This is a genomic window from Brevibacterium metallidurans, from assembly GCF_037101285.1.
GTDB classification, from domain to species: domain Bacteria; phylum Actinomycetota; class Actinomycetes; order Actinomycetales; family Brevibacteriaceae; genus Brevibacterium; species Brevibacterium metallidurans.
Genome location: NZ_BAAAAF010000002.1, coordinates 17,817 through 36,516, shown reverse-complemented (window position 1 = coordinate 36,516; position 18,700 = coordinate 17,817). Strand labels below are relative to the sequence as shown.

Annotated in this window: 19 protein-coding genes; 7 read left to right on the top strand and 12 right to left on the bottom strand. The window is 68.5% G+C overall.

Translation table 11 applies throughout. The annotated features are described in order from the left end of the window. Window positions 1-4 precede the first annotated feature (4 nt). The 10 genes from AACX88_RS02755 to AACX88_RS02710 all read right to left on the bottom strand — a co-directional run bounded on the left by AACX88_RS02755 (window position 5) and on the right by AACX88_RS02710 (window position 9,058). On the bottom strand, window positions 5-1,603 hold the full coding sequence (locus tag AACX88_RS02755; protein ID WP_339391579.1) for an ABC-F family ATP-binding cassette domain-containing protein: 1,599 nt from the start codon (window positions 1,601-1,603) through the stop codon (window positions 5-7). Next, entirely contained in the window at window positions 1,600-2,304 is a 705-nt protein-coding gene (locus AACX88_RS02750; RefSeq protein ID WP_339391578.1) for a ribonuclease H family protein, read from the bottom strand. Before AACX88_RS02750 ends, AACX88_RS02755 begins: the two co-directional genes overlap by 4 nt. Before the next feature lie 226 nt (window positions 2,305-2,530). After that, the gene (locus AACX88_RS02745) at window positions 2,531-2,866 is read right to left on the bottom strand and encodes a metal-sulfur cluster assembly factor (protein ID WP_339391577.1); all 336 of its coding nucleotides are present in this window, start codon (window positions 2,864-2,866) and stop codon (window positions 2,531-2,533) included. After that, window positions 2,866-3,348 carry a Fe-S cluster assembly sulfur transfer protein SufU gene (sufU, locus tag AACX88_RS02740; protein ID WP_339391576.1) on the bottom strand — a complete coding sequence of 161 codons (483 nt, stop codon included), beginning with the start codon at window positions 3,346-3,348 and terminating at the stop codon, window positions 2,866-2,868. Before sufU ends, AACX88_RS02745 begins: the two co-directional genes overlap by 1 nt. Then, window positions 3,345-4,616 carry a SufS family cysteine desulfurase gene (locus AACX88_RS02735; protein ID WP_339391575.1) on the bottom strand — a complete coding sequence of 424 codons (1,272 nt, stop codon included), beginning with the start codon at window positions 4,614-4,616 and terminating at the stop codon, window positions 3,345-3,347. Before AACX88_RS02735 ends, sufU begins: the two co-directional genes overlap by 4 nt. Then, window positions 4,616-5,374 (bottom strand): Fe-S cluster assembly ATPase SufC, encoded by a 759-nt coding sequence (gene sufC, locus AACX88_RS02730; protein WP_339391574.1) that lies wholly within the window; start codon window positions 5,372-5,374, stop codon window positions 4,616-4,618. The genes AACX88_RS02735 and sufC overlap by 1 nt, the downstream gene beginning before the upstream one ends. Window positions 5,375-5,385: 11 nt before the next feature. Then, window positions 5,386-5,709, bottom strand: coding sequence for a non-heme iron oxygenase ferredoxin subunit (locus AACX88_RS02725; protein WP_339391573.1), 324 nt, complete (start codon window positions 5,707-5,709; stop codon window positions 5,386-5,388). Continuing rightward, window positions 5,706-6,881, bottom strand: coding sequence for a Fe-S cluster assembly protein SufD (gene sufD / locus AACX88_RS02720; RefSeq protein WP_339391572.1), 1,176 nt, complete (start codon window positions 6,879-6,881; stop codon window positions 5,706-5,708). The genes AACX88_RS02725 and sufD overlap by 4 nt, the downstream gene beginning before the upstream one ends. A 30-nt stretch (window positions 6,882-6,911) precedes the next feature. Further along, window positions 6,912-8,342 (bottom strand): Fe-S cluster assembly protein SufB, encoded by a 1,431-nt coding sequence (sufB, locus tag AACX88_RS02715; RefSeq protein WP_339391571.1) that lies wholly within the window; start codon window positions 8,340-8,342, stop codon window positions 6,912-6,914. Next, window positions 8,339-9,058 (bottom strand): helix-turn-helix transcriptional regulator, encoded by a 720-nt coding sequence (locus AACX88_RS02710; protein ID WP_339391570.1) that lies wholly within the window; start codon window positions 9,056-9,058, stop codon window positions 8,339-8,341. Before AACX88_RS02710 ends, sufB begins: the two co-directional genes overlap by 4 nt. 144 nt (window positions 9,059-9,202) lie before the next feature. Here AACX88_RS02710 and AACX88_RS02705 point away from each other — a divergent pair, with 144 nt between their 5' ends. Genes AACX88_RS02705 through AACX88_RS02690 form a run of 4 tightly spaced genes read left to right on the top strand, consistent with a single transcriptional unit; the run spans window position 9,203 to window position 12,225 of the window. After that, the gene (locus AACX88_RS02705; RefSeq protein WP_339391569.1) at window positions 9,203-10,138 is read left to right on the top strand and encodes an ABC transporter ATP-binding protein; all 936 of its coding nucleotides are present in this window, start codon (window positions 9,203-9,205) and stop codon (window positions 10,136-10,138) included. Further along, window positions 10,135-10,896 carry an ABC transporter permease gene (locus tag AACX88_RS02700; RefSeq protein WP_339391568.1) on the top strand — a complete coding sequence of 254 codons (762 nt, stop codon included), beginning with the start codon at window positions 10,135-10,137 and terminating at the stop codon, window positions 10,894-10,896. The genes AACX88_RS02705 and AACX88_RS02700 overlap by 4 nt, the downstream gene beginning before the upstream one ends. Before the next feature lie 8 nt (window positions 10,897-10,904). Further along, the gene (locus AACX88_RS02695; RefSeq protein ID WP_339391567.1) at window positions 10,905-11,798 is read left to right on the top strand and encodes a COX15/CtaA family protein; all 894 of its coding nucleotides are present in this window, start codon (window positions 10,905-10,907) and stop codon (window positions 11,796-11,798) included. Further along, window positions 11,761-12,225 carry a VOC family protein gene (locus tag AACX88_RS02690; RefSeq protein WP_339391566.1) on the top strand — a complete coding sequence of 155 codons (465 nt, stop codon included), beginning with the start codon at window positions 11,761-11,763 and terminating at the stop codon, window positions 12,223-12,225. Before AACX88_RS02695 ends, AACX88_RS02690 begins: the two co-directional genes overlap by 38 nt. A 6-nt stretch (window positions 12,226-12,231) precedes the next feature. On the opposite strand, the gene AACX88_RS02685 is transcribed toward AACX88_RS02690, so the two are convergent. After that, complete coding sequence (locus AACX88_RS02685) at window positions 12,232-13,218, bottom strand: heme o synthase (RefSeq protein WP_339391565.1); 987 nt, start codon at window positions 13,216-13,218, stop codon at window positions 12,232-12,234. 25 nt (window positions 13,219-13,243) lie between these two features. After that, a complete protein-coding gene (locus AACX88_RS02680) occupies window positions 13,244-13,690 on the bottom strand; it encodes a hypothetical protein (RefSeq protein WP_339391564.1) in 447 nt (148 codons plus the stop codon). A 198-nt stretch (window positions 13,691-13,888) separates the two neighbouring features. Here AACX88_RS02680 and tkt point away from each other — a divergent pair, with 198 nt between their 5' ends. From tkt to AACX88_RS02665, 3 genes are read left to right on the top strand one after another with little or no spacing between them, the layout of a single operon-like run. Next, the gene (tkt, locus tag AACX88_RS02675) at window positions 13,889-15,970 is read left to right on the top strand and encodes a transketolase (protein ID WP_339391563.1); all 2,082 of its coding nucleotides are present in this window, start codon (window positions 13,889-13,891) and stop codon (window positions 15,968-15,970) included. Continuing rightward, window positions 15,967-17,076 carry a transaldolase gene (gene tal, locus AACX88_RS02670; RefSeq protein ID WP_339391562.1) on the top strand — a complete coding sequence of 370 codons (1,110 nt, stop codon included), beginning with the start codon at window positions 15,967-15,969 and terminating at the stop codon, window positions 17,074-17,076. Before tkt ends, tal begins: the two co-directional genes overlap by 4 nt. Next, entirely contained in the window at window positions 17,073-18,689 is a 1,617-nt protein-coding gene (locus AACX88_RS02665) for a glucose-6-phosphate isomerase (RefSeq protein ID WP_339391561.1), read from the top strand. Before tal ends, AACX88_RS02665 begins: the two co-directional genes overlap by 4 nt. Window positions 18,690-18,700: the final 11 nt, after the last annotated feature.

The window sequence follows — 18,700 nt, the reverse complement described above, 5'->3', positions numbered from 1 at the left end:
GGCCTCAGGTGAGGCTGACGAGGTCGAGGTAGCTGTCGTTCCACAGGTCCTCGTCGCCGTCGGGCAGCAGCAGGACCCGGTCGGGGTCGAGGGCCGCGACGGCGCCCTCATCGTGGGTGACGAGGATGATCGCACCCTCGTAGCGGCGGATCGCGGAGAGGATCTCCTCCCTCGAGGCCGGGTCGAGGTTGTTCGTCGGCTCGTCGAGGAGGAGCACGTTGGCGCTCGAGACGACGAGGGTCGCCAGGGCAAGACGGGTCTTCTCACCGCCGGAGAGCACGCCTGCGGGTTTGTGGACGTCGTCGCCTGAGAAGAGGAACGAGCCGAGCACGTTGCGCACCGCGGTGTCGTCGAGGTGCGGGGAGTTCCGCCGCATGTTCTCGAGCACGCTGAGCTCGAGGTCCAGCGTCTCGTGCTCCTGTGCATAGTAGCCGAGCTTGAGTCCGTGACCGGGCACGACCTCACCGGAATCCGGCTCGTCGAGACCCGCGAGGAGGCGCAGCAGGGTCGTCTTGCCGGCGCCGTTGAAGCCGAGGATGACGACGCGGGAGCCCTTGTCGATCGCGAGGTCGACCCCGGTGAACACCTCGGTGGAGCCGTAGCTGCGGGAGAGCCCGGAGGCCGTCAGCGGCACCCTACCGCAGTCGGCGGGGGCCGGGAAGCGGAGGTTCGCGACCTTCTCCGCGCCGCGTTCGTCCTCGAGGCCCGCGAGCATCCGTTCGGCGCGTTTGACCATCTGCTGGGCGGCGACGGTCTTCGTCGCCTTCGCCATCATCTTGTTCGCCTGCGCGGTCAGGGCAGCGGCCTTCTTCTCCGCGTTCGCGCGCTCCCGGCGGCGGCGGCGCTCGTCGTCCTCGCGCTGTTTGAGGTAGAGGCGGTAGCCCATCGCGTAGATGTCGATGGTCTGGCGCATCGCATCGAGGAAGAAGACCTTGTTGACGACTTCGTCGATGAGGTCGAGGTCGTGGCTGATGACGATGAGTCCGCCCGAGTACGCCTTGAGGTAGTCGCGCAGCCAGAGCACGGATTCGGCGTCGAGATGGTTCGTCGGCTCGTCGAGGATCATCGTGTCCGGGGCGGAGAAGAGGATCCGGGCGAGCTCGACCCGGCGGCGCTGACCGCCGGAGAGCGTGCCGATCTCCTGGTTGACGAGGTCCTCGTCGAGGCCGAGGTTCGCGGCGATCGCGTACGCCTCGGATTCGGCGGCATAGCCGCCGGCGGCGACGAATTCGGCTTCGATGCGCGGGTAGCGGTCGATGGCCTTCGCCGCGACGTTCTCATCGGGTGACGCCATCTGCCGCTCCGCCTTGCGCAGCCGTTTGACGAGGACGTCGAGGTCGCGGGCGGAGAGGATGCGCTCCTTCGCGGTGGCCGTGAGGTCCCCGCTGCGGGGGTCCTGCGGCAGGTAGCCGACGGTGCCGGAGACGGAGACGGAACCGGCGTTGGCGGGGTGGCCGCCCATGATCACCTTCGTCAGCGTCGTCTTCCCGGCGCCGTTGCGTCCCACAAGGCCGACGCGGTCGCCCTTGTCGACGCGGAAGGAGACCTCGGACATGAGGGTGCGGGCGCCGACGGCGACCTCGAGGCCGGAGGCCTGAATCATTCGCTCTCCAAACTGCGGCCGATGATCTCGGCCAGGTATTCCTGTGGGTGGACTCCGCGGGCACGTGCCCGGGAGACGAGCTGATCGGCGACGGTGCTCGGCACGCGCGTCGACACGACGGTCATCGGGGTCTGTGCCGACTCCTCGCCGAGGCGGTCGTCTGCGTCATCGTCGGACGTCCCTGCGGGAGCGGTACTCTCGGGCGTCCCTGCCTCAGTTGTGCTCTCCGGCATGGCCGCGGGGACGTATCCGGGCCCGGCGGGGACCTCAGTGCCCTTCTGGTACGCGGTCGCGGCGGCCCGGGCGCGGTCGTCGGCGGCTTCGTTCATCGCATGGTTGCTGTGGCCTTTGACCCATTCGAATTCGACCTCGCGGCCTCTCAGCGCCGAGTCGAGGAGTTCGAGGAGGTCCCGGTTGAGGACCTCCTTGCCGTCGGCCTTCTTCCAGCCCTTGCGCTTCCAGCCGGGCATCCACTTCGTCAGGGCGTTGATGACGTACTGCGAGTCGCAGAAGACCTTGAGGTCCTCGCCCGTGCCGGCGGTGGAGTCGAGGAGGTCGAGGACGGCCATGAGCTCACCGCGGTTGTTCGTCGCGTTCTTCCAGCCCCCGGCGTGCCAGCAGTTCTCGTCGATGTACCACGCCCAGCCGGCCGGTCCGGGGTTGCCGAGCGCAGACCCGTCTGCGGCAGCGATGATCGTCAAATGGTTCTCCTCGATGTGTGAGCCCGGGCAGCGGAGTCTCGGTCCCGCCGGTCCGCGGGCCCGGACCATTGTTTCACGTCCGCCTCTCCCATGCAGACCCGACCGCGCGTGCCCTCCCCCACACGCACATCGCCGAGGTGGGACTCCCGATTCGGAGTCCCACCTCGGCGGTGGTCTCAGACGTCCCCACGGGGACGTCGACGCTCGACCGATTGGGCTAGGGGCCTCAGATGTTGAAGCCGAGCGCCCGCATCTGCTCGCGGCCGTCCTCGGTGATCTTCTCCGGACCCCATGGCGGCATCCACACCCAGTTGATGCGGTAGGCCGGCACGATGCCGTCGAGGCACTGCGCGGTCTGGTCCTCGATGACGTCAGTGAGCGGGCACGCCGCCGAGGTGAGCGTCATCTCGATGACGGCGGTGCCGTCGTCTTCGACGTTGAGTCCGTAGACGAGGCCGAGGTCGACGATGTTGACGCCGAGTTCGGGATCGACGACGTCCATCATCGCTTCGCGGACCTCTTCGACGCTCGCGTTCTGCGGGGCGTCAATGACTTCGGGCATCACTTCTCCTCGTTGTCTGCTGTCGTCGCCCCGGCCTGAGCCTGAGCGAGAGCGTCCTTGAACGCCATCCACGCCAGGAGGGCGCACTTGATCCGGGCAGGGAACTTCGACACTCCCTGGAACGCCGCGGCGTCGCCCAGTATTTCCTCATCGGCCTCGATCGTGCCGCGGGAGTGCATGAGCTCATGGAAGGCCGCTTCGATCTCAAGCATCTCGGTGATGCTCGCCGAGGCCGCGAGCTCCGTGAGCACGGAGGCCGAGGCCATGGAGATCGAGCAGCCGTCACCGGTCCAGCGCACGCTCACGGAGCCATCGGCCAGCTCGGTCTCGAGTTCGATCTCGTCCCCGCAGGTCGGGTTGACCTGGTGGGAGTACCCATGCGGACCGGCGGCGGCCTCCCCGTGCAGGGCGGAGTTGCCGATCCGGGACCGCGAATGGTCGAGGATGACCTGCTGGTAGAGCTGCTGCATCTGCGTGGTCATGACGCCTGCCGTCCCGCCTCGGTGAGGCCGAAGAACGGACGCACCTCGGCCAAGGCCGAGAGGAAGCGGTCGACGTCGTCTGCGTTGTTGTACAGGTACGTGCTCGCCCGCGTCGAGGCGGTCACCCCGAACCGGCGGTGCAGCGGCTGTGCGCAGTGGTGGCCCACGCGCACGGCCACGCCCTGCGAGTCGAGGTACTGCCCGACGTCGTGGGCGTGGACGCCCTCGACCTCGAAGGCCACGGTCCCGATCCGGTCCTCGGCCTCGCCGAGGATGCGGATCCCCGGGATCTCCCGGATCCCGTCCAGCAGCAGGCAACCGAGTTCGCGCTCATGCTCGAACACCTCGGCAAGGCCCACCTCCTGGAGGTAGCCGATGGCCGTCGCGAAGGCCGCGACCTCGGCCACGGGCTGAGTGCCGGCTTCGAAGCGCTGCGGAGCGGGCATGAACTCGGCGGAGTCCATCGTCACCGTCGTGATCATCGACCCGCCGGTGAGCACGGGCGGCAGCGCATCGAGCAGCTCCGCCCTGCCCCAGAGCACGCCCAAGCCGGTGGGCCCGAGCGCCTTGTGCGCGGAGAACGCCGCGAAGTCGACGTCGAGGTCGACGAAGTCCACGGGCATGTGCGGCACGGACTGACAGGCGTCGAGGACGACGAAGGCGCCGACCTCCCTGGCCCGGGCGACGAGTGTGTCGACCGGGTTGATCGTCCCGAGCACGTTCGAGACGTGGGTGAAGGCGAGCACCTTCGTCGTCTCGTCGACGATCTCGTCGAGCCGGGACAGGTCGAGCTCACCGGCGTCGGTGACCGGGATCCAGCGCAGCTGCGCCCCGGTGGCCTGCGCGAGCTGCTGCCAGGGCACGAGGTTGGCGTGATGCTCCATCTCGGTGACGACGATCGAGTCGCCTGCGCCGAGGGCGAAGCGCTCCGCCGCCTGCCCGCCGAAGCCGCGGCTGGCCCGGTCCATGCCGAGTGCGACGATGTTGAGCGCCTCGGTGGCGTTCTTCGTCCACACGACCTGGTTCGCTTCGCCGCCGACGAGCCCGGCCACGGCTGCGCGTCCGGCTTCGAACGAGTCGGTGGCCATGACCGCGAGCGAATGCGCGCCCCGGTGCACGGCTGCGTTGCGCTGCGTGAAGAACTCCGTGAACGTGTCGATGACGCATTCGGGCTTCTGCGAGGTCGCCCCGGAGTCGAGATAGGTCAGCGGGGACTCCCCGACCCTGGCGTCGAGGATCGGGAAGTCACCGCGCAGCCGGGAGAACATCAGACCGCCGAGGACAGGAAGCGGTCGTAGCCTTCGTTCTCGAGGCGTTCGGCGAGCTCCGGTCCGCCCTCCTCGGCGACCTTGCCCTTGACGATGACGTGGACGAAGTCGGGCTTGATGTAGCGGAGGATGCGCGTGTAGTGGGTGATGAGGAGGACGCCGACATCGGTGGTCTCGCGCACCCGGTTGACGCCTTCGGAGACGATGCGCAGGGCATCGACGTCGAGGCCGGAGTCGGTCTCGTCGAGGACGGCGAACTTCGGCTTGAGCATCTCCATCTGGAGGATCTCGTGGCGCTTCTTCTCGCCGCCGGAGAAGCCCTCGTTGACGTTGCGGGTCGCGAACTCGGGATCGACCCGCAGCTGCTCCATCGCGTTCTTGAGGTCCTTCGTCCAGTTGCGCAGCTTCGGGGCCTCGCCGTCGATCGCGGTCTTGGCCGAACGGAGGAAGTTCGTCACGGTGACGCCGGGCACCTCGACGGGGTACTGCATGGCGAGGAAGAGGCCTGCCTTCGCGCGCTCGTCGACGGTCATGTCGAGGACGTCCTCACCGTCGAGGGTGACGGATCCGGAGGTGACTTCGTACTTCGGGTGGCCGGCGAGCGAGTAGGCCAGGGTCGACTTGCCGGAGCCGTTGGGGCCCATGATGGCGTGCGTCTGGTTCGAGTCGATCTCGAGGTTGATGCCGTTGAGGATCGGCTTCTGGCCGGCCTCGGTGTTGACGCTGACGTGCAGGTCGGAGATTTCGAGCTTGGACATGTCTATCCTTTTCAGTTCACAGTCGTGTTCGGGTCGAGCAGGATGCGGCCGGCGATCTCTTCGCACGCATAGACCGCGACGGGTTCAAAGGCCGGTGGGCTCAGCGGCGCACCGGTGTTGAGGTCGAACTGGGAGCCGTGCAGCCAGCATTCGATGGCACAGCCCTCCACATCGCCTTCGGCCAGGGACACCTCGCCGTGGGTGCAGAGGTCGTCGATCGCGTGGATGACGCCGAAGGAGTCGCGCGCCAGGCAGATCTCACGACCCACCACGTCGACCCGCACGGCGGCGCCGACGGCCACATCAGCGGCGGCGGCCACATCGATCATCGTCACAGGACGCTCCGGGCCAGTTCGTCCTCGATGCGCTCGCTGAGGACGGATTCGATCTCGGGCACCTGGATCTTCTGGATGACCTCGTTGAAGAAGCCGCGGACGACGAGCTGCCGGGCGACGTCCTCGGGGATCCCGCGGGACATGAGGTAGAAAAGGTGCTCCTCGTCGAAGCGGCCGGTCGACGAGGCGTGGCCGGCGCCTTCGATGTCACCGGTCTCGATCTCGAGGTTGGGCACCGAGTCCGCGCGCGCCCCATCGGTGAGGATGAGGTTGCGGTTGAGCTCGTAGGTGTCGATGCCGAGCGCCTCGGGGCGGATGAGGACGTCGCCGATCCACACGCTGCGCGCGTCCTTGCCCTGCAGGGCGCCCTTGTACATGACGTTCGACGTGGCCTTGGCCGTGTTGTGGTCGATGTACGTGCGGTGCTCGAGGTGCTGCCCGGCGTCGGCGAAGTAGAGGCCGAGGAGTTCGGCCTCGCCGCCGTTCGCGGAGTAGCGGACGTTGGCGTTGAGGCGGACGACGTCGCCGCCGAGGGTGACGACGATGTGCTTGAGCTTCGCGTCCTTGCCGACGATCGCGTCGTGCTGGCCCAGGTGCTGGGAGCCGTCGTCCCACAGCTGCAGGGAGACGAAGGTGAGGTCCGCGCCGTCGCCGACGACGAGGGAGACGAGCTCGGAGTACCGGGCCAGTCCCTCGTGCTCGACGACGATCGTCGCCTTGGCGTTGGCGCCGACGGAGACGACGACATGGCCGTGGACGAGATCGGTGCCGGCGCCGTCGGCGTGGATGATGACCGGCTGGTCGAGTTCGGTCTCCGCGGGCACCGAGTAGTGGGTGACGTGGCCGGTGCGGGCGGCGGCCACGGCCGCCGCGCGGTCCTCGGGTTCGAGGATGCCGAGTTCCTGCGCGGCGTCGAGGGAGATCTCCTCGACGGTCACGCCTGCGGGCAGCTGCCCGGTGACGGTGAGCCCCGCCTCGGTGGGTGCGTCGGCGAAGAAGTCGGAGAGCCGTCGCACGGGGGTGAAGCGCCACTCCTCCTCACGGCCGGTGGGCACCGGGAAGTCCGCGACGTCGAAGCTGCGGGTGCGCGCATCGCGCTTGGCGTCGGGAACGTGGACGCCGGCACCGTGGGCGTGCTCGGACACGCCGAGCGGGTTGGTCGTATCAGTCACAAATTCTCCTTAGGCAGGTCGACAGCGGGCTCAGCCCACTGCGCCTTCCATCTGCAGTTCGATGAGGCGGTTGAGCTCGAGGGCGTACTCCATCGGCAGCTCACGGGCGATCGGCTCGACGAAGCCGCGCACGATCATCGCCATCGCCTCGGTCTCCTCGAGGCCGCGGGACATGAGGTAGAAGAGCTGGTCCTCGCTCACCTTCGACACGGTCGCCTCATGGCCGAGGGTCACATCGTCCTCACGGATGTCGATGTAGGGGTATGTGTCCGACCGGGAGATGTTGTCGACGAGGAGGGCATCGCAGAGGACGTTGTTCGACGAGCCCTCGGCGCCCGGGTAGACGTGGACGAGACCGCGGTAGCCAGCGCGGCCGCCGCCGCGGGCGACGGACTTCGAGACGATCGAGGACTGCGTGTGCGGGGCCGCGTGGACCATCTTCGCGCCCGTGTCCTGGTGCTGTCCCTCACCGGCGAAGGCCACCGACAGCGTCTCGCCGCGGGCGTGCTCGCCGGTCAGCCAGATCGCCGGGTACTTCATCGTCACCTTCGAGCCGATGTTGCCGTCGACCCATTCCATGGTCGCGCCCTCTTCGGCGATCGCGCGCTTGGTGACGAGGTTGTAGACGTTGTTCGACCAGTTCTGGATCGTCGTGTAGCGGACGCGGGCGTCCTTCTTCGCGATGATCTCGACGACGGCGGAGTGCAGGGAGTCCGTCTTGTAGATCGGGGCCGTGCAGCCTTCGACGTAGTGGACGTAGGAGCCTTCGTCGGCGATGATGAGCGTGCGCTCGAACTGGCCCATGTTCTCCGTGTTGATGCGGAAGTAGGCCTGCAGCGGGATCTCGACGTGGACGCCCTTGGGGACGTAGATGAACGAGCCGCCCGACCACACGGCGGTATTCAGCGCAGAGAACTTGTTGTCACCGGAGGGGATGACCGAGCCGAAGTACTCCTCGAAGATCTCCGGGTGCTCCTTGAGACCGGTGTCGGTGTCGAGGAAGATGACGCCCTGGCGCTCGAGCTCCTCGTTGATCTTGTGGTAGACGACCTCGGACTCGTACTGCGCGGCGACGCCGGCGACGAGGCGCTGCTTCTCCGCCTCCGGGATGCCGAGCCGGTCGTAGGTGTTCTTGATGTCCTCGGGCAGGTCCTCCCACGACTGGGCCTGGCCCTCGGTGGAGCGCACGAAGTACTTGATGTCGGCGAAGTCGATTCCCGAGAGGTCGGCGCCCCAGTTCGGCATCGGCTTCTTCTCGAAGAGCTTCAGTGCCTTGAGCCGGCGCTGGAGCATCCAGTCGGGTTCGTCCTTGAGCTTCGAGATGTTGCGCACGACGTCTTCGGAGAGCCCGCGGGCCGCCGCGGCGCCTGCGTCGTTCTCGTCGTGCCAGCCGTACGCGTACTGCCCGAGGTCTTTGAGCTCGGGGTTCGCTTCGATGATCGGATTGCTGGTGTCAGTCATCGTGAACCTCCTTGAGGTCGATCGTTTGCGTGGATGGGTGGCCTGGTGAGTTCCGAGGTCGGGATGTGGGTCGTGCAGACGTGGTCGCCGTGGGCCAGCGAGGACAGCCGGCGGACGTCGACGCCCAGGTACTCCGAGAACATCGCGAGCTCTGCTTCGCAGATCTCTGGGAACTCGGCGGCCACGGATTGGATGGGACAGTGCCCCTGGCACAGCTGCATCGCCTCGAGCGGGGTGCCTGCGGCCACCGGGGTCGCCGAGGCGGCATAGCCCTCCCGACTCAGCGCCGAGGCCAGCGCCCGGGACCGGGAGGCCACGGAGCGTCCGCCCCGCTTCTCCAGCTCCCCGCCGAGGCGTTCGCGCAGCCGGGCGACGAAGTCGTCGGAGAAGTCCCCCACGGCCTCCTGCCCCATCCGGCCCTGAAAGAACCGGAGGATGCTCACGGCGAGTTCGTCGTAGGACCGGCTGAGTTCGTCGTGTCCGCGTGAGGTGACGACGTAGTTCCTGGCCGGGCGTCCCCGACCCGCCTGCTTTCCGGCGAGGCCGCGGACTTCGATGAGGCCCTCGGCTTCGAGCGCGTCGAGGTGACGACGGATCGCCGCCGGGGTCAGCTCAAGGCCTTTGGCCAACGCCGAGGCGGTGATGGGTCCGTCGTCGAGGACGGAACGGAACACCTTCTGCCTGGTGCGGCGCTCGTCCACATCGTTCGCACTCATACTCCACCTCCTTGACTAACACAACACTATTGTTGCGTAAATTGTTTCGTAAAACTAGGTGAGCCTAACTCCCGCCTCTCCCCGACTCCCTCGTTCCGGCGCCCCGTTTAGGCGTGAGGTTTCGACGGGACGTAGAATGTTCGGGTGGTTCAATCGGCACTCACCATCCGTGGGCTCCGCTATGCGTACGGGGCGCACCAGGTCGTCGACGGCATCGACCTCGACGCTTCGGTCGGTGCGGTGCTCGGCGTCCTCGGTCCCAACGGCGCAGGCAAGTCGACGACGATCTCCCTGGCCGTGGGCACCAGACGCCCGGATGCGGGCACCGTGGAGATCTTCGGTCTCGACCCCTACCGCCGGCACGAGGAGACCTCACAGCTCGCCGGCGTCATGCTCCAGGACGGCGGCCTGCCGATGAGCGCGAAGCCTCTGGCCGTGCTCCGCCACCTGTCCTCCCTCTACGCGAATCCGCGACCGATCGACGAGATCGCGGGCATCCTCGGCATCCCCGAATTCGCGTCCCGATCGATCCGTCGCCTCTCCGGCGGGCAGCGGCAGCGCGTGGCTCTGGCCGCGGCCCTCATCGGCCGTCCCCGCATCGTCTTCCTCGACGAGCCGAGCGCGGGACTCGACCCGCAGGCCCGCGCCGTCGTCCACGACGTCATCCGCGAGCTCGCCGCAACCGGTGTCGCCGTCGTGCTCACCACCCATGACCTCACCGAGGCGGAGGCCCTGGCCGATGACATCGTCGTCATCGACCGCGGCCGCATCATCGCCCGCGGCGCCCCCGAGGTGCTGCGCAGCTCCTCGGGACTCGGCCGCCGACTCGTCATCACGGTGCCCGACGCCCCCGACCCCGACAGCGAGGCCGGTCACCGCTTCGCCGCAGCGCTGAGCGCCGTCGCCCCGACGACGGTGCAGGGCACGCACCTCATCGCCGCAGGAGACCTCGACAGCACCGCGATCGCCGCCCTGTGCACGGTCATCGCCGAGGCGGGCCTGAGCATCGGGGACATCGCGATGCAGTCGCAGTCGCTGTCCGAGGTGTTCTTCGACCTCACGGGAAGGCCGCTGCGATGAGCACCGTCACCGTTCCCACGAGCCCGGGCATGCGCACCCGCCGGGTGCTCTCCCAAGCGCGCTTCGAGACCCTGGCCGTCCTCCGCAACGGCGAACAGCTCCTGCTCGCCCTCATCCTCCCGCTCGGGCTCCTCGTCTTCCTCTCCACGACCCCGCTGCTCGAAGCGCTCGGCGCGATCCCGGCAGGCGGGGACCGCCTGAGCATCGCCCTGCCGGGCACGCTCGGCCTGTGCCTGGCCTCGACGGCGTTCACGGGGCAGGCGATCGCCACGGCCTTCGACCGCCGCTACGGGGTCCTCGCCCAGCTGGCGACGACGCCGCTGGGCACGACGGGACTCATCCTCGGCAAGCTCGGCGCCGTCATCGGCGTCGTCGTCCTCCAGTTCGCCCTCGCCTTCGCGATCGCGTGCGGACTCGGATTCGCCGGGCCGATCCATGTGGTGCCCCTCATCGTCGCCACCGTCCTCGGCACGGCCGCTCTGCTCTCCCTCGGTCTGCTCATGGCCGGCACGCTGCGCGCCGAGGCGACCCTGGGGGCGGCCAACCTCGTGTGGGTGCTCATGGCCGGAGCCGGCGGACTCGTCCTGCCCGGGGCCGGCGAATGGGGCACCGTCGTGGGCTATCTGCCCTCCGGCGCGCTCGGCGATGCCATGCGCGCGAGCCTGGCCGACGGCTGGGATGTCAAAGCCATGATCGTGCTCCTCGTCTGGGGCGTGGTCGGAACGCTTGCCGCACGCAGGTGGTTCCGTTTCGAATGAGGAGTCAAGTGAACAGGATCCGCATCGCCGCCTGGGCCATGCTCATCGCCCAGGCCGGCATCATCTTCACCGGCGGCATCGTCCGTCTCACCGGTTCGGGCCTCGGCTGCTCGGACTGGCCCAAGTGCACCCCGGATTCGCTCGTGCCGACGAAGGAGATGGGCTTCCACGGCATCATCGAATTCGGCAACCGCACGCTCGCGGTCGCCCTCGCCCTCCTCGGCGTCGCCATCCTCATCCTCCTGTGGAAGCACCGCAAGGACCGTCCTGACCTGTTCTGGCTCAACATCGCGCTCACCGCGATCGTCCCGATCCAGGCGGTCATGGGCGGGATCACCGTGTGGACGAAGCTCAACCCGTGGGTCGTCGCCGGTCACTTCGTGCCCTCGGCCATCGCCGTCGGCGTGGCCGCGTACTTCGTCCGCCGCACCTACGACACGGGAGTGCGCACGGGTGAGAAGGCGCCGTCTCCCCTGCCCGCGCTCGGCTGGGCGATCCTCATCCTCACCGCCGTCGTCGTCTTCTTCGGCGTCCTCACCACGGGTGCCGGCCCGCACTCGGGGTCGACGATCTCGACGCGCAACGGCCTCGACAACGTCTGGATCACCCGGTTCCATGCCTTCCCCGTGTGGCTGCTCGTCATCACCACGATCGCCGCGCTGGTGTACGCGCGCAAACGGTGGACGCCGATGGTCGCCCCGCTCGTCGTCCTCCTCATCGTCGAACTCGCCCAGGGGCTGATCGGCTACGTCCAGTACTTCACGGGCGTTCCCTGGGTGCTCGTGGCATTCCATATGATCGGACTCTCCGCTACGATCGCAGCCAGTGTCGCTGTGCTCGACAGCGCCTACCCGAGGAGAGTCCATGTCGACGCCGATCGTTCCGTGCCTGTGGTTCGCTGACCGCGCCGAGGAGGCGATGGAGTTCTACTGCTCCGTCTTCCCGAACTCGCGCATCGTCTCCATCGAACGCTATCCCGACGAGAGCCTGAACGAGCACTTCGCGGGGATGAGCGGGAAGGTCATCACGGGTGTCTTCGAACTCGACGGCAACCGGTTCATCTGCCTCGACGGCGGACCGGCGTTCACCTTCAACGAGGCGATCTCGCTCACCGTCGAATGCGCGGATCAGGCGGAGATCGACCGGTACTGGCAGGCGCTGTCGGCGGTGCCCGAGTCCGAGCAGTGCGGTTGGCTCAAGGACCGCTTCGGGATCAGCTGGCAGATCGTGCCGGACAACCTCGGCGAGCTCATGACCGGGGACGCGCAGGTGCGTGCGCTCATGGGGATGAAGAAGATCGTCATCGCCGAGCTCGTCGACGCGGGCTGACGCCCGTCACCAGAGGCTGGGCAGCAGCGGGGTGACGAACGGGTCGACGGCGACGGCGAGGAAGAGCAGTGAGAGATACGTGATCGAGCCGTGGAAGACCTTCATCGCCCGCAGCGAGGTGCCGTCCAGGCCCTTCTTCGCCCGGGAGACGAGCGCGTAGCACGACCACAGGAACCACGCGCCGGCGAGTACGGCGACGACCGTGTAGACGGGTCCCATCGGGGCGACGGGGATGAGGACGAGCGAGGTGAGCACCATCGCCCACGTGTAGAGGATCATCTGCCGGCCCACCGAGGTCGGCGGGACCTTCGAGGGCAGCATCGGGACGTCGGCGGCGTCGTAGTCGGCCTTGTACTTGATCGCGAGCGGCCAGTAGTGCGGCGGCGTCCAGAAGAAGATGACGAGGAAGAGGATGAGCGGCTCCCACGCCAGTCCCCCGGTCACCGCCGACCAGCCGATGAGCACCGGCATGCAGCCGGCGGCCCCGCCCCACACGATGTTCTGCGTCGTGCGGCGCTTGAGGACGAGGGTGTAGAAGACGGCGTAGAGGAGGATCGCGCACGCGGTCAGTCCCGCGGCGACCCAGTTGGTGAACCCGCCGAGCCAGAAGATCGACCCGAGACCGAGGACGAAGGCGAAGATCAGTGCCGCCCGCGGGGAGATCTCCCCCGTCACGAGGGGACGGTGCTTCGTCCGGTCCATCTTCGCGTCGATGTCCCGGTCGACGTAGCAGTTGAACACCGACGCCGAGGCGGCAGCGGCGGCCCCGCCGATGAGGGTGTTGAGCACGAGCCAGAGGTTCGGCATGCCGTTCGCGGCGAGGAACATCACCGGGGCGGTGGTGACGAGGAGGAGTTCGATGACGCGCGGCTTCGTCAGGGCGATGTAGGCGCCGATGATCGAGCGGGGTCGCTTGGAGTGTCTCGCTTCGTCGATCGTCCTCTGCAGAGGTCGCTCGCTCTGCGTGCCGGGGTTCTGACGAAGATTACTCACTCGCCCGATTCTACCCCCTGTCGAACTATTTTCCAGTTGGGCTCCGGCGAGTCTCCCTGTCGTCGGGGACACCCCAACGCTCGCGGCGGCGGTGGAGCACGACGGCGATGACCCCGACGATGACGGCGACAGTGAGGAGGACGGCCCACTGGCACACAATGAGGAAGAACAGACCGAGTGCGGCCAGCGGATCGTCGAGTGTGAGCATGTCGACATCGACCCAGACGCCGAACGCCCCTGCGAGCACCGTATACACCACCGCCGTCCACCAGACGAGGCCGGCTGGGCGCGCGACGGCGGCTGCGACGAGGCAGACAACGAACGGCGCGATTCCGCAGAGGGTCACAGCCACCCAGCCGAGCAGTTCCCCATCGGCGATCGTCCACGTCCACGGCTGACCCAGATAGGCGTTGACGGCGATCCGCTCGAGGACGAAGAGCACGGGCACGCTGATGCCGACGATCCGCAGCACGAGCGCGATGCGGGGCTCACGGGTATCGGGGTCTCCGGAGATGACGACTCCTCCTTCTCGCGCAGTGCTGCTCGTGCTTCACTGCTGGTGTCGTGACTACCAGGAATATCACACGGCGGCGCGGGCCCGAGGACTCGCGGTGCGCGCGGTAGAGTTTGAGTGGACGCACCGCCCCGACGTGAAGGATCACTCGACGACATGACTACCCTGTCCTGGACAGACCTCGACTCCCGCGCAGTCGACACCGCCCGCCTCCTCGCCGCCGACGCCGTGCAGAAGGTCGGCAACGGGCACCCCGGCACCGCGATGAGCCTCGCCCCCGTCGCCTACTACCTCTACCATCACGCACTCAACCTCGATCCCGCCGATCCGACCTGGGCCGGACGCGACCGCTTCGTCCTCTCGCTCGGACACAGCTCGCTCACCCAGTACGTCCAGCTCTACCTCGCAGGCTTCGGACTCGAACTCGACGACCTCAAGGCGCTGCGCACGTGGGGATCGCTCACTCCCGGCCACCCCGAGGTGGGGCACACTCCGGGCGTCGAGATCACCACGGGCCCGCTCGGCTCGGGTGTCGCCTCGGCGGTGGGCATGGCGATGGCCTCCCGCCGCGAACGCGGACTCTTCGACCCCGACGCCGCCCCCGGCACCTCGCCGTTCGACCACCAGATCGTCGTCCTCGCCTCCGACGGCGACATGGAGGAGGGCGTGTCCGGTGAGGCCTCGTCCCTGGCCGGCACCCAGGAGCTGTCGAACCTGCTCGTCATCTGGGACGACAACCGCATCTCGATCGAGGACGACACAGCGATCGCCTTCGGCGAGGACACCGCGGCCCGCTACGCGGCCTACGGCTGGCATGTCCAGCACGTCGACTTCACCGCCGGCGGCGAGTACCACGAGGACATCGAGGCCTTCCACGACGCCGTCGAAGCCGCGAAGGCCGACCCGCGGCCGTCCTTCATCCGCCTCTCCACGATCATCGCGTGGCCGGCCCCGAACGCCCAGAACACCGGAGCCTCCCACGGTTCGGCCCTCGGCGAGGACGAGATCCGCGCGACGAAGGAGCTGCTCGGCTTCGACCCCGACGCGACCTTCGCGATCGCACCCGAGGTCCTCGAGCACACCCGCACCGCCCGGGAGCGCGGACGCGAGGAGCACCTGGCCTGGAACGAGAGGTTCGACGCATGGAAGGACGCCAACGGCGAACGTGCGAAGCTCTTCGAACGGCTGCGCACCCGCACCCTGCCTGACGGCCTCGACGCGGACTTCCCGGTCTTCGACGCCGACGAGAAGGGCATCGCCACCCGTGCCGCCTCGGGCAAGGTGCTCAACGCGATCGCCGAGCGCATGCCCGAGCTCTGGGGCGGGTCGGCCGACCTCGCCGGTTCGAACAACACCCTCATCAAGGGCGAGCCGAGCTTCCTGCCGGCCGACCGGTCGACGGATGCGTTCTCCGGCAACCCGTACGGTCGCAACATCCACTTCGGCGTCCGCGAGTTCTCCGCGGGCCTCATCGGCAACGGCATCGCCCTCCACGGCGGAACCCGGCCCTACAACGGCACGTTCCTCGTCTTCAGCGACTACCAGCGGCCCGCAGTGCGCCTCGCGGCCCTCCAGCAGCTGCCGAACGTCTTCGTGTGGACGCACGACTCGATCGGACTCGGCGAGGACGGTCCCACCCACCAGCCCATCGAGCACCTCTCCGCACTGCGGGCGATCCCCGGCCTCGACGTCGTCCGGCCGGCCGATGCGAACGAGACCTCCGTCGTGTGGCGGAAGATCCTCGAACGCACCGACGGCCCCAGCGGCCTCATCCTCACCCGCCAGAACGTGCCCGTCCTCGACCGGTCGAAGTACGCCCCGGCGTCCGAGGCCGCCCGAGGCGGGTACGTCCTCCACGACACCGGCGACGACCCGCAGGTCGCGATCATCGCCACCGGCTCGGAAGTCCAGCTCGCCCTCGCAGCCGCCGAGACGCTTGATGCCAAAGGCATCGTCGCTCGGGTCATCTCGATGCCCAGCCAGGAATGGTTCGACGCCCAGGACGAGGACTACCGGGAGGCCGTGCTCCCCCGTTCCCTCAAGGCCCGGGTGAGCGTCGAGGCCGCCTCGGCGATGAGCTGGCACCGCTACCTCGGCGACGCCGGGCGCGCGGTGTCCATCGAGCACTTCGGGGCCTCCGCCGACTACCAGACCCTGTTCGAGAAGTTCGGCATCACCGCCGAGGCCGTCGTCGAGGCGGCCGAGGAATCCATCGCCGCAGCGAAGGGAGAGGCATGACCGCGCAGAGCAGCCTGGCCCGACTGTCCGAGGCCGGCGTGTCCGTCTGGCTCGACGACCTGTCCCGCACCCGACTCGAGACCGGTGACTTGGAGAACCTCGTCACCACGATGAACGTCGTGGGGGTGACGACGAATCCGACGATCTTCGCCACCGCGATCGCCGGCTCCGACTCCTACGCCGGCAGCCTCGAGGAGCTCGCCGCCGCAGGCGCCTCCGTCGATGAGGCGATCGAATCCCTGACGACCGCCGACGTCGCCGCCGCCGCGCGCCTGCTGCGTCCCGTCTACGACGCCACGGACGGTGACGACGGCCGCGTCTCGATCGAGGTCGCCCCGCCGCTGGCCCGCGACACCGCCGGGACCACCGCCTCGGCGAAGGCCCTGTGGGAACGCGTGGGCGAACCGAACGCGATGATCAAGATCCCCGCCACCGAGGAGGGTCTGGCCGCGATCGCGGACACGATCGGGGCGGGCATCAGCGTCAACGTCACCCTCGTCTTCTCCCTCACCCGGTACCGGCACGTCGTCGAGGCGTACCTGCAGGGGCTCGAGAAGGCCCGGGCGGCCGGTCACGACCTCAGCACGATCCGCTCGGTCGCCTCGATCTTCGTCTCCCGCGTCGACGCGGAGATCGACGCCCGCCTGGCAGAGCTGGACGATCCCGCCGCCGCGGAGCTCGCCGGACGCGCGGGCATCGCGAACTGCGTGCTGGCCCACGAGATCCACTCTCAGCTCTTCACTTCCGAGCGCTTCCGCGTCCTCGAACTCGCCGGTGCGCAGCCGCAGCGGCTGCTGTGGGCCTCGACCGGGGTGAAGAACCCGGAGTACCCGGACACGATGTATGTCACCGGTCTCGTCGCCGACGACACCGTCAACACGATGCCCGAAGCGACGATGCGGGCCTTCGCCGACCACGGTGAGGTGGGTGCCCCGATCTCGACCGAGGACTACCGGGCCGCCGACGAGGTCTTCGACCAGCTCGCCCGCCTCGGCATCGACTACGCCGAGGTGATGACCCTGCTCGAGACACAGGGGCTGGAGAAGTTCGACGTCAGCTGGGCCGAACTCCAGGACACGATCCGCCGAGCATTGGAGCGCGCATGAGAGTCGAACTGAGTGTCCCCGTCGCAGCGGACTTCGACGCCGAGATCGCCCGGCTCGTCGCCGACCGGGTGCCCTCCCGGATCGCCGAACGAGACGGGACGGTGTTCACCGATGCCGCAGTCGCCGCCGACCGACTCGGCTGGGTCGACCTGCCGTTCCGCGCCGCCGGGCTGCTCGACGAGATCGAGGCCCTGCGGGACCGTCTCGCCGAGGCGGGTCTGCGGTCGATCAGCCTCACCGGCATGGGCGGGTCCTCCTTGGCCCCTGAGGTGATGGCCACCGCGGCCGGGGTCGAGCTCGAGATCGTCGATTCGACCGACCCGAACCAGGTCGCCGAGGCGATCGGCACCGACCTCGACCACACCGTCCTCGTCATCGCCTCGAAGTCGGGGACGACGATCGAGACGGATGCGATCAGGCGGGCCTTCGCCGCGGCCTTCGAGGCCGTCGGCATCGACCCGGCCACCCGGTTCATCGCGATCACCGATCCGGGCACGGAACTCGACGCGCTGGCCGCCGAGGAAGGCTACCTGGCGACGTTCCACGGCGATCCGAGTGTCGGGGGCCGCTTCAGCGCGCTCTCCCCGTTCGGGCTCGTCCCCGCCGGTCTCGCCGGTGTCGACGTCCGCGGGATCGTCGACTCCGCGTACTCCATCGCCTCCGACCTCGCCCTCGACAGCGACGAGAACCCGGCGCTGCGCTTCGGCACGTGGCTGGGCATCGCGCACGCCAGGGCGACGGAGAAGCTCGTGCTCGCCGACACCTCCCCCGCCCTGCGCGGGCTCGGGGCCTGGGTCGAGCAGCTCGTCGCCGAGTCCCTCGGCAAGGACGGGCAGGGCATCCTGCCCGTCGTCGTCGACGGCCCCTCCGATGTCGGCTTCGCCGATGCCCGGGCCGATGCCGTGCTCGCCGTCCTCGGTTCCGAGTCCGACTTCGGCGCCCCCTCGGGGTTCAACGCCGTCGTCGACGGAGACCTCGGTGAGCAGTTCCTGTTCTGGGAGTTCGCGACAGCGATCGCCGGCTACAGCATCGGCGTCGACCCCTTCGACCAGCCCGACGTCGAGGCCGCGAAGGCCTTCGCCCGCGCCGCCCTCGAGACGGGAACGCAGGAGGGCGACTACCCGGCGTTCGCCGACGGCGATGTCGAGGTCTACGGGGAAGTCGAAGCCACCGACCTTGTCGGTGCCCTCCGGGAGCTCTTCGACCAGGTCGACGAGTACGGCTACATCGGGATCCAGGCGTACCTCGACCGCCTCGGCGAGGCCGGTGCGACGGACCTGCGGCCGCTGGTCTCCCGTCATGCTGGTGTGCAGACGACGTTCGGGTTCGGTCCCCGCTACCTGCATTCGACCGGTCAGTACCACAAGGGCGGACACCCCAACGGGGTGTTCCTGCAGATCACGGCGGACCCGCGCACCGAACTCCTCGTCCCCGGCCGCGGGTACGGATTCGCCGAACTCCAGCGGGCCCAGGCCCTCGGCGATGCTGCGGCGCTGCGGGAGAAGGGGCGTCCCGTCCTCCGCGTCCACCTCACCGATCGGGCACGCGGACTCGACCAGCTGCGGCGCGCGGTCTCCGAGATCGCGCCGCACCACCACTACGGCGTCGACTGAGATCACGGCGT